The sequence below is a fragment of the Deinococcus aerophilus genome (assembly GCF_014647075.1).
Taxonomy (GTDB): Bacteria; Deinococcota; Deinococci; order Deinococcales; family Deinococcaceae; genus Deinococcus; species Deinococcus aerophilus.
Genome location: NZ_BMOM01000029.1, coordinates 22,093 through 34,273 on the forward strand (window position 1 = coordinate 22,093; position 12,181 = coordinate 34,273).

Consider the following 12,181-nt stretch of genomic DNA (forward strand, 5'->3'; position numbering starts at 1 on the left):
TCGGCGGAGGCGCGTGAAACCGCTTCGGATTGGCCTCTTCACCGACACCTTTTTGCCGGACCAGAACGGCATCGTGACCAGCGTTGGTCTGCTCAGCGATGAGTTGCGTGCGCTGGGCCACCACGTCGATGTGGTCGCGCCCGACTTTCCTGAGAATGTGGATACCCGCCCCGACGTGCGGCGGGTGTCCAGCATCAGCTACATGTTCCTGCCGACCTACCGTCTGGCGTGGCCCACCCGCAAAGATTTTGAGCAGAAGTATGATGTGGTCCACACCCACACGCCGCTGACGCTGGGGCTGGCGGGGGCGCGGCTGGCGCGCAAGTGGAATGTGCCGCACGTGGCGACGTACCACACCCACATCGAGGCCTACACCCACTATGTGCCGGGCCTGACCGCCGTGCAGCGCCACACCGGGGTGGTCACGCGCGCCATGAGCCTGCTGTACGGCCGGGCCGACGCGGTGATCACGCCCACCTCCGGGGTGCTGGACGTGCTGCGCGACATGCGGGTCCGTCATCCGGTGGTGATTCCCACCTGCATCGACCCGCGCGTGCTCAACGCGGCCCCGCCCATCGAGAGCCCCTGGCCGCCCGGCAAACGGCGGCTGCTCAGCGTGGGGCGGCTGGCCCGTGAAAAACGCTTTGACCATGTGCTCGACACTCTGCCCGCCCTGCCCGATGCCCACCTGGTCATTCTGGGCGAGGGCCCCGAGCGCGTTCACCTGGAGGAGCACGCCCGCCGCCTGGGTGTGGAGGGGCGCGTGAGCTTCCTGGGCGTGAAGCCGTGGACCGAGATCGGCGCGTATTACCGGCTGGCCGAGCTGTTCATGTTTGCCAGCGACACCGAGACGCAGGGCCTGGTGCTGCAGGAAGCGCAGCTGATGGGCGTGCCGGTGGTGGCGGTAGGGGCGCGCGGCACCCTCAGCGGCGTGGCCCACGAACGCAGCGGGTATCTGGTGGCCCCGGCGGATGTGAACGCCCTGATCCACCACGCGCGGGCCATCCTGGCCGATCCGCAGCTGTGGTCACGCCTGTCGGCCGGAGCGCGCGACTTCGGGGCCGGCACCACCCCGGCGGGCGTGGCGCGGCAGGTGCTGGAGGTGTATGCCGCCGCCCTGGGTGTGGCGCGTGAGGTGCCCTTTCCCCACGAGCCCGGACTCAATGCCCCGGGCCAAAGTACCCTCGTGTATGACCGGTGATGTTGCGCAGATGCTGCCACGCAAAGGGCAGCACTCCCTTTTCCAGGCGGCGGGCACTGGTCCCGACCAGCGCGCCCGGCACGTAGGCCACCGTTCCCAGCCGGGCCAGGGCCTGACCCAGCATCACGTCCTCGTAGGCCTCCACATGCGGATACCCTCCGGCCATCAGTGCGGCGTGGCGCGAGAAGGCCATGTTGGCTCCGGCGAGGTTGGGTTTGCCCGCCAGCCTGCACCCGTGCAGGAAAGCGCTGTACGCCGCCTGCGACAGCGCGGCCCAGTGGGGCGCCACCCCGCAAAAGCCCATCGGACCGTACAGGGCCACGTGGCCGGGCACCGCGGCGTTCAGCCGGCTCAGCCATTCGGGGCTGGGCAGCGAGTCCGCGTCGGTGGTCGCGACCCATTCGCCGCTGGCGGCCTCCAGCCCGTACTGCCGGGCATGCGCCACGCCGGGGCGCGTGCACCGCAGCACCCGCGCTCCCCAGGCCTGCGCCACGGCGACCGTGTCGTCGGTGCTGCCGTTGTCCACCACGATCACCTCGTGGGGGGGACGCTGCTGGCCTTCCAGGGCCCGCAGGGTCCGGGGCAGGTAGGTCGCTTCGTTGCGGGCGGGAATAATCACCGAGAAATCGGGCACGGGCACAGGCTAGCAGACCGGCCCACACGCTCCAGACGCCGGATGGGTCCATGAGCCCGGGTCCCTCGCTGGGTCTGGGTCACCGTTTGCCGGTCAAGCCCGGCACTCTGCCCGGTGTGCTGGCCGCTGCCCTGACCCTGGCGTGTTCGGAGTTCGTGCGCAGCGGACTGTACGGTGCGTACCTTCCCCAGGCCACCGGCACGCTGCTGGGGCTGCCGCGCGCCGACGCGGTGGCGGTGGCGGCCACGGCCTTCACGGTCCACTTCATCTCGGACACCCTGATGCGCGGGCCGACCGGCGCCCTGATCAGCCGCTTCGGGGTGCGCGCGGTGATGCTCGCGGGGGCGTCCTTGTCGCTGCTCGCGCTGGGGATCATGTCCATGACCCACACCGCTTGGGTGCTGCTGCTGTGCGCGGGGTTGCACGGGGTGGGGTTTAGCGCGATGTGGCCCGGCGCGATGAACCTGACCGCCGACGCCACCCGGGATACCCACAAGGGCCGCGCCGTCACGGCCATCAGCCTGGGCGTGATGCCGCTGATCGGCACGGGTTTTCTGTTGCTGGGCGCACTGGCGGGGCGGCCGCGCGCGCTGGTGTTCGCCATCATCCTGTCGGTGCTGGCCGTGGCCCTGCTCTGTGCGCTGTTCGTGCCCGACCGCCTGCGCCGTCCGGCCACGGCGCAGCAACCGGGCCGCCGCGCCCGGCTGAAGGTGGCCCTGGGGGCCCTGGCCCCGCTGTTTCCGGCGGCCTTTATGCAGACCCTGACCATGACCCTGCTGGGGCCGCTGCTGTTCACGCTGTACCGCGACCTGGGCCTAACGTACTGGGGCATGGTGGCGTTGCTGGGCACCGGGGGCGCGGTGGCCTTTGCCAGCCTGCCGCTGACCGGCCGGGTGGCCGACGGTGGGCACGCCCGGCTGGCCGTCACGCTGGGCTTTGGCCTGCTGGGCCTGGGCCTGGGCGGCATCGCCACCACGCCGCCGATGTGGGCGCTGTTTGTTCTCGCCGCGCTGGTGGGGGTGGGCTACGCTCTGATCATGCCCGGCTGGGCGGCGCTGATCACCGGACGCCTGCCCGAGGCCGAGCGGCCTGCCGCGTGGGGCGCGCTGATGACCGTGGAAAACGTGGGCACCTCGCTGGGCCCGCTGGTGGGGGCCTTTGCCTACCGCACGCTGGGCCCGACCGGTCCCTTTGAGGCGGGAGCGGCGCTGGCCCTGATCACGGCCGCGGGCTACGTGGTATTCCGCCGGTCCCTGACCACCCGGCAGGAGCCGGAAGCAGAACGGGCGTGAGGACAGGAAGATGGAGGGTGACCGGCCTCGCCCTGCTGGCCGCCGGCCTGATCACCGCGCTGGCCGACGTGCTGGGCCGCGCCGCCGGGTGGGGCGCGCTGGGCGCCGGGCCGCGGGACTCGGACCGCGTGGCCCTGACCTTCGACGATGGTCCCTCGGAGCGCACTCCCGAACTGCTGGGCGTGCTGGAGCGGCACGCGGCCCGCGCCACCTTCTTCGTCACCGCGCCCGCCTGCGCGGCGCACCCGGAGTGGGTGCGGGCCCTGGTGGACGCCGGACATCAGATGGAGGCCCATGGCCGCTGGCACCGCCACGCGCTGGGACTGACGCCGTGGCAGGAGTGGGCACAGGTCCGCTGGCATCCGCGCGCCGGGCAGGAAGGGAGGCTGCTGTACCGCCCGCCCTACGGCGGCCACAGTCCGCTGACCCGCGTGCTGGCGGCCCTGGCCGGGCGGCAGGTGGCGCTGTGGGACGTAGAGGGCCGCGACTGGACCCCGGTCACCGCTTCCGGTCTGGCGGCGTCCGTCCTGGCCCAGGTGCGGCCCGGCAGCGTCATCCTGCTGCACGACGGCCCGGCCGTGACGCCGGAGCTGCTCGAGCGGCTGCTCGTGGGCCTGCGGGCGCGCGGCCTGCGCCCCGTCTCTCTGGCCGAGATGCCCCCCCGGCGCATCTCGTGGAGGCAGGGCCTGGGGCGCCTGCGGACCAGCTTTGGTCTGAGCCCCCACTTCTGACGGGGGGCGGCTCGGCGCCGGGTCCCAGGTTGGCCTGCGCTCACCGGGTTTCATAACGCGCGGGTATACTTCCCCCGATTCATGAAAGGTCTGATACTCGCTGCCGGACGGGGCAGCCGCCTGCTTCCCATCAGCGCCAACAGGCCCAAGCCAGCGCTGCCGGTGGCCGGTGTGCCCATCCTGGCGCGCGCGGTGCACGCCCTGCGGAGCGCGGGCGTGCATCAGATTGCGGTGGTGACGAGCGCGGCCAGCGAGGCCGATCTGCGCGACGTGACCCAGGACAGCGGCCCCCTGACCTTTATCCGGCAGGACGAGGCGCTGGGCACCGGGCATGCGGTGCTGGCGGCGCGCGGCTTTCTGGGTGACTCTCCGGCGGTGCTGTACCTGGGAGACAACCTGTTTGAGGATTCCCTGAAACCCCTGCTGGACGCCCTGCCCGGAGCGCAGGCGGTCATCGGAGTCAAGCGGGTACGCAATCCGCAGGCCTACGGCGTGGCGGTGGTGGAGGGCGGCCTGCTGGTGCGGCTGGAGGAAAAGCCCCGCCGCCCACCCAGTGATCTGGCGGCGTGCGGCGTGTTCGCCTTTCAGCCGCAGGTGCTCGACCATGTGGCCGCGCTGCTGCCCAGCGAGCGCGGCGAGATCGAGTTCCCCCAGGCCCTGACCCGGCTGCTGGAGCATGGCGGGCAGGTGCGGGTGGTGGAATTCTCCGGATTCTGGAGTGACGCCGGGACTCCCGCCGACCTGCTGACCGCCAACGCGCACTACCTGTCGCGGCTGGTGGGCCGCGTGAGCCCGCCCGTGTACGACACCCGCATCACCGAGGCGGGCGGGCCGGTGGTCATCGAGTCCGGCGCGGCGGTGCGGGGCAGCGATCTGATCGGGCCGCTGTGGATCGGCCCGCATGCCCGCGTCAACAACGCGCGGCTGGGACCCTTCGTGAGCATCGGCGCGCACGCCCGCATCGAGGGTGCGACCCTGGGCAACGTGCTCGTCGATGAATTCACCCGCATTCTGTCTCCGGGCGGCCCCATCACCCGCGCGATCATCGGCCGGCACGCCCTGGTGACTGCCCCCACCGATACCGGTCCGCAGCTGGTGATCGGCGACGGCAGCATCATGCGCTGCTGAAGCGGCGTCAGCAGCGGGGGCGCAGCCCCCCCTCTGGCTGCGCCCCCTGTTCCGGGTCCCGGCACTCCGCTACAGCCCCCACACCAGCGCGATCACCGGCGCTCCCACCGCGAGCACAATCAATTCCATGGGCAGGCCCACCTTCCAGTAGTCGCTGAACCGGTAGCCGCCCGGTCCCATGACCAGCGTGTTGCTCTGGTGGCCGATGGGGGTGAGAAAGGCGCTGCTTGCGGCCAGCGTCACGGCCATCAGGAAGGCGTCGGGGCTGGCCCCCAGTCCCTGGGCGATGGTCACGGCAATGGGCGCAGTGATCAGCGCGGCGGCGGCGTTGTTGATCACGTCCGAGAGCGTCATGGTCAGCACCATCACGATCACCAACACCGCCATCACCGGCCAGTCGGCGGCCACGCCCAGCACTCCCTCGGCGATCATCTGCGCTCCGCCGGTCGCCGACAGCGCCGCGCCCACCGGAATCAGGGTGGCGAGCAGCACCAGGATGGGCCACTCGATGCTCTCGTACACGTCACGCAGATTGATCAGTTTCAGCAGCAGCATCACCGTGGCGGCCGCCGCAAAACTGACCGCTGCCGGCAGCAGGTTGAAGGTCGAGGCGAGGATGGCGCCCAGAAACACCCCGCCGGTCAGCAGCATCTTGCGGGTCTGTCCGGCCGGCACCATCTCCAGCGGGCGCTCGCGCAGCGGCAGGCAGCCCAGGGTGTGCAGCGCCTCCTCGATGGAGTTGCGCGGCCCGTGAACGAGCAGCACGTCCCCGGCGCGGAAGCGGGCGTTGATCAGCCGCTCGCGCAGCCGCTGGCCCTGGCGCGATACCGCGATCAGGTTGATGTTGAAGCGCTGACGCAGCCGCAGACTCACGGCACTCTGGCCCACGATGGGCGACAGCGCCGTGACCACCACCTCGGCCAGCGTCACGTCGTCGGAGGCGAGCTGTTCGGGAGTGATCTTCTCGTTGCCCACCAGCGTCAGCTGGCCGTCCTCGACCAGTTCGGTCAGTCGGGCAGCCGTGGCCTCCACGATCAGCACGTCCTGCGCCTGCAACACGGTAAAGGGTGAGGGAAAGGGGCGCTGAGACTCGCCGCGCACCAGCGACATGACCTGCACACCCTCTACCTTGCCCAGGTCCATGACACGCTGTCCGGCCAGAGCACTCTCTTTGGGCAGGCGCACCTCGGTCATGTAATCCGCCATGCGGTACAGATCGGCACGGTTCTCGCCGGATATCCGCTGGGGCAACAGCCGCCAGCCCACCAGGGCCAGGTAAGCGATGCCGGCCACCATCACCGCCGCCCCCACCGGCATGAAACTGAACATGCCGTAGGCCTCGCCCAGCAGGTCCCGGCGCAGGTTGCTGATGATCAGGTTGGGCGGCGTGCCGATGAGGGTGGTCATGCCGCCCAGCAAAGAGGCAAAGGCCAGCGGCATCAGCAGCGAACTCGCCGAGCGCCCGGCGCGGTTGGCCAGCGTGATTGCCACCGGCAGCATGATCGCCAGAGCGCCCACGTTGTTCATGAAGGCGCTGAGCAGCGCCACCACTCCGGACATGGCGAGGACCTGAACGGTCATGTTGTTGCCGACCCGGCCCAGCGAGCGCACCAGCACGTTGACCAGCCCACTCTTTTGCAGCGCCTGACTGATGACGAGGACCGCCGCCACAGTGATCACGGCGGGTTCGGAAAAGCCCCGAAAGGCGTCCCGGGCGGGGACCACCCCGGTCAGGGTCAGGGTCATCAGCGCCACCATCCCCACCACGTCGTAACGCCATTTACCCCACACGAACAGCACCAGGGTGCCCAGCAGCGTGGCAAATACGAGCAGTTGGGGCAGGGTCAAGGGCGGACTCCTGACAGCAGGAGGAAGGAGCCAGAAAAACAGATCAACGGGAGCATGAAACCTCGGATGGAAGGGGAGGACGGGGAGAGAATGGAGCGTCCGGACATTCTAGGGGCGGAGGTATCGGTCGAAGATCAGCTTCGCGCGTGCTGGCGCACAGTTTCACCGGGACAATCCGGTGGCAATTGAATGGCACATTCTGAAGTCGTTTTTGGCAGCACGTTTGAAGGGCTCCTGTGTTGCCGTACTTTGGATTTCTTAATCGAACGAAAAATTCCTCTATCAATCGGCGCGTTTTCGGGTCGGAAATGATTGCCTAGAGAGCAGATTGACTATCAATGCCGAGCCTGAGGACGGGTATCCCGGAAACTTCAGACAAAGCCGGTTGGCTTGCATTGTAAAAAAGTTCATGTCATACTGCCTTCAGACCTTACAAGTGATTGTCTGCATTTCGTTGCGCTGTTCATATAACTTGAGCTGCACATTTGGCATGCCCCATGCCTTTCTTGATATGGCGTACGGCATGACCCCTTGCTGAATGCTTGTAAAGTTCACTAAAAATGGAGGTTGGAACTATGTTTAGACTTACCGCAGGGAAGTTGTTGGGGTTGTCATTGATGCTCGCCGTCTCATCCGCGGGTCTCGCGCAGGCTCAAACGACCATGACCTATGGTAATCTCGCCTATTTCCAAAACCAATATCCTGGGGCAAAATTTTATCTGACGGCCTTCGGCAAAGTAAAAAATTATAAAGAATTTGCACTCGTCAGCGAAGCCAATAATTTCGTGGCTGCGATTCAGAATATTCAGAGTACTTCTGGAAATACCAGCTGGGCTTTGCTGTCAAAAAGCGGAAAGAAGAAGGGTGAAGCTGTTCTCTACGGGGATGAGATTTATCTTGTTAACAAGACTCCGTACTTTGGGTATCTGGACACCGCCTTTGCTGTAAAGGATCTCCCCGCCTACCAGGCAGGAGGTTACGGCGCTCCTGGCAAGGCACTGCTTGGGGTATTTACGGTGACGAAGCCTGATCGTGGCGGCAATCCCACCAGTACCTGGAAAATCATTCCGGCACCCGGCGTTGCCAAGAAAGACGGCGATGTGGTCATGGCCAATGACAATGTTTTGCTTATGAATGTATACACGGACGCGCTTCGGCCGGACAATGGTGGCTACCTGGATACCATGGGGTATTTTACGGATGTTCCTATATTCAAAAACGGAACAAACAAGCGGGACATAACCAACGTTTTCACGACGGTAAAGCCAAATCGAGATACGATGTCCTCTGTGTGGAAGATTACTCCCGGACGATAAAAGCTTGCCGATGCTTCTGGGTTAATTGAATGAATTTGTATGGTTATATTTTACAATAACTCGATTTAAAGGAGGTGGGAGCGGTGGACATCATGCCGCGCTCATCTCCTTTAAAAATATTTCCTGGGACCGAATGTGGTTGGATGAAAACATACGCTATTTAAATTAAAGTTAGGTTTTAAAGACCCACACACCTTTTGGACAAATGGGTCATATGAAGAATGGCGTCTCAGGGGGTTGGTTCCGGCGACTGGTGGCACTTTTCCGGCTGAATGGACGCAATTGCCGCCATTGATCCCTTGACGGGTCTGTGTGCCGTTCAGAAATACTTTCAATCCTGACCTCACACGGTCGTTCCCCTGCGTCAACCTTAGGATCTTGGGCCGGTAGGGCACGCCCACCCGTTGCCGCCGGTGATGCCCCACGGTCACCATTGGACCTGCGCCGTCTGGCGCTAGAATGGTCCCCTTATGGCAGGTCATAGCAAGTGGTCGCAGATCAAGCGCAAGAAAGGCGCCAACGACAAGAAACGCAGCGCGATGTACAGCAAGCACATCCGCGCCATCGGGGCGGCGGTCCGGTCGGGCGGCAGCGGTGACCCGGCCGGCAACCTGGGCCTCAAGAACGCCATCGCTGCGGCCAAGGCCGACACCGTGCCGGTGGACAACATCGAGAACGCCATCAAGCGGGCGCTGGGCGCCGAGGCAGGGGCCGCCGAGTTCAAGGAAGTGACCTACGAGGGCTACGGTCCCGGCGGCACGGCCATCTTCATCGAGGCCCTGACCGACAACGTGAACCGCACGGTGGCCGACATCCGCGCGGTGTTCAACAAGCGCGGCGGCAGCCTGGGCAACAGCGGCAGCGTGGCGTGGCAGTTTGAGAAAAAGGGCGTGCTGCTGGTGCGGGACACCGCCGAAACCGTGCAGGAACTCGCCATCGAGCACGGCGCCGAGGACATTCAGGAATCTGAGGACGGCCTGGAGATCAGCACCGGCCCCGCCGACCTGTACGCCGTGCAGGACGCCCTGACCGGCGCGGGCTACGAGGTCGAGAGCGCCGAGGTGAGCATGGTCCCCAGCAACACCGTGGCCGTGGACGCGGCGGACGCCCGCAAGCTGCTCGCGGTGATTGACGCGCTCGAAGAGCTGGACGACGTGCAGAACGTGTACTCTAACGCCGATCTGCCGGAGGACGTGGAGGCCTGACGGTCCAGCCCCCAGCAGGAGGCGTGGAGTGCCGTTACGACATCCACGCCTCCTGCGGCCTCCGCCGCTACAGCACGTCGTTTACAGCACCAGCGCGCGCGCGTTTCCGCCCAGCCGGTCCCACAGGGTAAAGGCCGCACGTGCGCCGGGGCGGATGATGCCCTCGTCGTCCCAGCCGGCGGCAAGGGCCGGGCCACGGGTATGCGCCCACAGCACGTCTTCCTCGGTCATGGCCTCGTTCGGGGCCAGTTTGTTTCCGCCGTCATCCACGCGGCTCACGGCGGCGGCAAAGCTCGCGCGCGGGTCGGGGGCGGCCACCGGAGCGTCGCTGCCGAAGGCGAGGATGGCCCCGGCGTCCATCAGCGATTTGAAGGCGTAGCTGCGGCCCGCCAGGTGCGGCATTAACTCGCGAATCATGGGGCCGTCCGCCTGCAGGTGGATGGGCTGCACGCTGCATACCAGGCCCCGGTGACGTGGAAGGTCCTCGTCGCGCAGATGCTGCGAATGTTCGATGCGCAGGCGCAGTCCTTTGGCCTCGGCGGCGGCCCGCAGATCGTCGTAGACGTTCAGGACCTCGGTGTTGGCGCGGTCCCCGATGGCGTGGGTCACGGGGGTCAGGCCCAGCGCGATGGCCTGCAGGCCGCGCTCGCGGATCAGTTCGGGTGGGTCCAGGGCGATGCCGGTGCCCGAGCCGTCGGCAAAGCCGGGCGCATGCAGCCACGCCGTGCGGCTGCCCAGCGCTCCATCGGCAAAGAACTTGACGCCGCCCCAGGTGAACAGGCCGCCTGAACCGGGGCCCAGGCCCAGGTCGCGGGCCTGCGCGAGCCGGTCGTGCGGCAGGCAGGCCCAGACGCGCAGGGGCAACTCGCCGCGCGCCGCCAGCAGTTGCAGGGCGCGCGGGGCCTCGGGCGGCTCGAAGGCCATGGTGTGGGTGCTGACATAACCGCGTGACGCCAGATCGTCGGCGGCGGCCCGCGCGGCAGACAGGTACTCGGCCTCAGTGGGCGCGGGCATCACGGCAGAGACCAGGCCGATGGCGTGTTCCAGCAGGCAGCCCAGCGGACGCACGATCTGGCCGCCCTCGGGATCGGGGGTGCCCTCATGCACTCCGGCGGCGCGCAGCGCGGCGCTGTTCACCCAGGTCATGTGGTGGTCGCGCGAATACAGCTGCACCGGGTGGTGGGGGCTGACCTCATCGAGCAGCGCGGCGCTGGGGTAGTCCCCCAGACCCAGTTCGCTGAGCAGAAAGCCGCCGCCGCGAATCCAGGTGCCGGCGGGTGTGTTCAGGGCCGCCTGCCCCACGCGGGCCTGCACCTCCGAGACGCTGCGTGCGCCGTGCAGGTTCACCTCCGAGAGCGAGAAGCCGTAGGTCACCAGATGGGTGTGGGCGTCACACAGCCCAGGCGTGAGGATCAGGTCGCGGTGGTCGGCCGTTTCGGCGTGGGGGGCCATGGCCCGCAGGCCGTCGGGCGTGCCGACCGCGAGCACCCGGCCGCTGCCCACCAGCACGGCCTGTGCCTGTGGAAGCTGCGGGTCCTGGGTGATGACGGTGGCCTGGATCAGGGTCAGGGGAGCGCTCATGCTGCCAGGGTAGAGCACGCGCCGCGCCACGGCAGGCCGCATGCTGTGTCCGAGACTTCTGAACTCTCTGTTAGAATCGCCCATATGCCGCGCATTCTCGTGGTGGATGACGATGCCGCCATCCTCAAACTCATCAGCGTGATCCTCAGCCGCGCCGGGCACGAGGTGCGGACGAGCAGCCATCCCGTCGAAGCCCTGGAACTGCTGAAGGTCTTCACCCCCGATCTGGTCATCAGCGATGTGGTGATGCCGTATATGACCGGGCTGGAATTTCTGGAGAAGGTGCGCGAACACGAACATCTCTCGGCCCTGCCCTTCATGCTGCTGAGCAGCCACGCCGAGCGGGGCGACGTACGCCGGGGCATGAACCTGGGGGCCGATGATTACCTGCCCAAACCCTTTACCCCGCAGGATCTCACCACCGCCATTGACGCCCGCTTGCGCCGCGCCGGGCTGACGTTACAGGGCGAGAGCGGCATGCAGGCGCGCGGCCTGGGGACCGCACAGGTGATCTGGCAGGGTGCTCCCGTGTCGTGGGTCAGCCGCAAGGCGCTGGAGCTGTTCTTCTTCCTGCTCGAACACAAGGAAGTGACGAGCTGGGAAGCCGCCGAGGCGCTGTGGCCCGAGAAGGACGAGGCCCGCGCGAGCAGCCTGTTTCACACCACGCTGCACCGCCTGCGCCGCAGCATCAGCTCCGAGGCGGTCGTGAGTGCCAACCGCCGCTACGCCCTGGCCGGCGACCTCAAGCCCGAATACGACGTGTACCGCTTTGAGCTGCTGGCGAATCAGGCCGAACACGGCAGCCTGGGACTGGAGGAACTGCGCGAGCTGACCAGCCAGTACGGCACCTTTCTGCCCGGCGCGGACAGCCCGTGGGTGGATGACGTGCGCGCCCGACTGGAGCAAAAGCAGATGGGCATCCTGAGCGTGGCCGCCCGCGCCGCCACCGACGCGGGGCGGGCCAAGGACGCCGCCCAGTTTCACCAGCGCGCCCTGACCATCGACCCCATGAGCGAGCTGGACTGGCGCGGCCTCATCACGGCCCTCGAAGCGGTCGGTGACCCACGTGCCCGCATGGCCGCCCAGCGCGAGGCGTGGTGGGCGGCCGATCTAGACTGAGCTGAGCCCGGTGGCTGGACTGGGCCTGTTGGCCGGATTGAACGATTGAAGACCAATTGCGTAGTTGGGTTGTGAGTTGAGTTGGGGAGGCGCTGCCTCCCCAACTCACTGTTCTGGTGATTTAAG

The 12,181-nt window shown here is 66.9% G+C and carries 10 protein-coding genes; 7 read left to right on the top strand and 3 right to left on the bottom strand.

The window, feature by feature from the left end; translation table 11 throughout:
- The first annotated feature begins 13 nt into the window (after positions 1 to 13).
- Positions 14 to 1,201 (top strand): glycosyltransferase, encoded by a 1,188-nt coding sequence (locus IEY21_RS13775; RefSeq protein ID WP_188904924.1) that lies wholly within the window; start codon positions 14 to 16, stop codon positions 1,199 to 1,201.
- Here IEY21_RS13775 and IEY21_RS13780 read toward each other — a convergent pair.
- Complete coding sequence (locus IEY21_RS13780) at positions 1,161 to 1,835, bottom strand: glycosyltransferase family 2 protein (RefSeq protein ID WP_188904925.1); 675 nt, start codon at positions 1,833 to 1,835, stop codon at positions 1,161 to 1,163. The two genes, IEY21_RS13775 and IEY21_RS13780, sit on opposite strands and share 41 nt — an antisense overlap.
- Positions 1,836 to 1,885: 50 nt before the next feature.
- On the opposite strand from IEY21_RS13780, the gene IEY21_RS13785 reads away from it, so the two are divergent.
- The 3 genes from IEY21_RS13785 to IEY21_RS13795 all read left to right on the top strand — a co-directional run bounded on the left by IEY21_RS13785 (position 1,886) and on the right by IEY21_RS13795 (position 4,986).
- A complete protein-coding gene (locus tag IEY21_RS13785; protein WP_188904926.1) occupies positions 1,886 to 3,127 on the top strand; it encodes an MFS transporter in 1,242 nt (413 codons plus the stop codon).
- Between the two features lie 17 nt (positions 3,128 to 3,144).
- Positions 3,145 to 3,858, top strand: a complete 714-nt coding sequence (locus IEY21_RS13790; protein WP_229753110.1) for a polysaccharide deacetylase family protein — start codon at positions 3,145 to 3,147, stop codon at positions 3,856 to 3,858.
- An 81-nt stretch (positions 3,859 to 3,939) separates the two neighbouring features.
- Complete coding sequence (locus IEY21_RS13795; RefSeq protein WP_188904927.1) at positions 3,940 to 4,986, top strand: sugar phosphate nucleotidyltransferase; 1,047 nt, start codon at positions 3,940 to 3,942, stop codon at positions 4,984 to 4,986.
- 69 nt (positions 4,987 to 5,055) lie between these two features.
- On the opposite strand, the gene IEY21_RS13800 is transcribed toward IEY21_RS13795, so the two are convergent.
- A complete protein-coding gene (locus IEY21_RS13800; protein WP_188904928.1) occupies positions 5,056 to 6,834 on the bottom strand; it encodes an SLC13 family permease in 1,779 nt (592 codons plus the stop codon).
- Positions 6,835 to 7,409: 575 nt separating this feature from the next.
- Between IEY21_RS13800 and IEY21_RS13805 the strand changes: the two genes are divergently transcribed.
- Positions 7,410 to 8,150 carry a hypothetical protein gene (locus IEY21_RS13805; protein WP_188904929.1) on the top strand — a complete coding sequence of 247 codons (741 nt, stop codon included), beginning with the start codon at positions 7,410 to 7,412 and terminating at the stop codon, positions 8,148 to 8,150.
- Between the two features lie 470 nt (positions 8,151 to 8,620).
- Entirely contained in the window at positions 8,621 to 9,355 is a 735-nt protein-coding gene (locus IEY21_RS13810) for a YebC/PmpR family DNA-binding transcriptional regulator (protein WP_188904930.1), read from the top strand.
- 81 nt (positions 9,356 to 9,436) lie between these two features.
- On the opposite strand, the gene IEY21_RS13815 is transcribed toward IEY21_RS13810, so the two are convergent.
- Positions 9,437 to 10,936 (bottom strand): amidohydrolase, encoded by a 1,500-nt coding sequence (locus tag IEY21_RS13815; RefSeq protein WP_188904931.1) that lies wholly within the window; start codon positions 10,934 to 10,936, stop codon positions 9,437 to 9,439.
- 84 nt (positions 10,937 to 11,020) lie between these two features.
- On the opposite strand from IEY21_RS13815, the gene IEY21_RS13820 reads away from it, so the two are divergent.
- Complete coding sequence (locus IEY21_RS13820) at positions 11,021 to 12,055, top strand: AfsR/SARP family transcriptional regulator (protein ID WP_188904932.1); 1,035 nt, start codon at positions 11,021 to 11,023, stop codon at positions 12,053 to 12,055.
- Positions 12,056 to 12,181 lie beyond the last annotated feature (126 nt).

What these genes read in the sequence shown, in the direction of transcription:
- IEY21_RS13810 (WP_188904930.1), top strand. Translation starts at nt 8,621, where the DNA reads ATGGCAGGTCATAGCAAGTGGTCGCAGATCAAGCGCAAGAAAGGCGCC.
- IEY21_RS13805 (WP_188904929.1), top strand. Translation starts at nt 7,410, where the DNA reads ATGTTTAGACTTACCGCAGGGAAGTTGTTGGGGTTGTCATTGATGCTC.
- IEY21_RS13795 (WP_188904927.1), top strand. Translation starts at nt 3,940, where the DNA reads ATGAAAGGTCTGATACTCGCTGCCGGACGGGGCAGCCGCCTGCTTCCC.
- IEY21_RS13785 (WP_188904926.1), top strand. Translation starts at nt 1,886, where the DNA reads ATGAGCCCGGGTCCCTCGCTGGGTCTGGGTCACCGTTTGCCGGTCAAG.
- IEY21_RS13820 (WP_188904932.1), top strand. Translation starts at nt 11,021, where the DNA reads ATGCCGCGCATTCTCGTGGTGGATGACGATGCCGCCATCCTCAAACTC.
- IEY21_RS13815 (WP_188904931.1), bottom strand. Translation starts at nt 10,936, where the DNA reads ATGAGCGCTCCCCTGACCCTGATCCAGGCCACCGTCATCACCCAGGAC.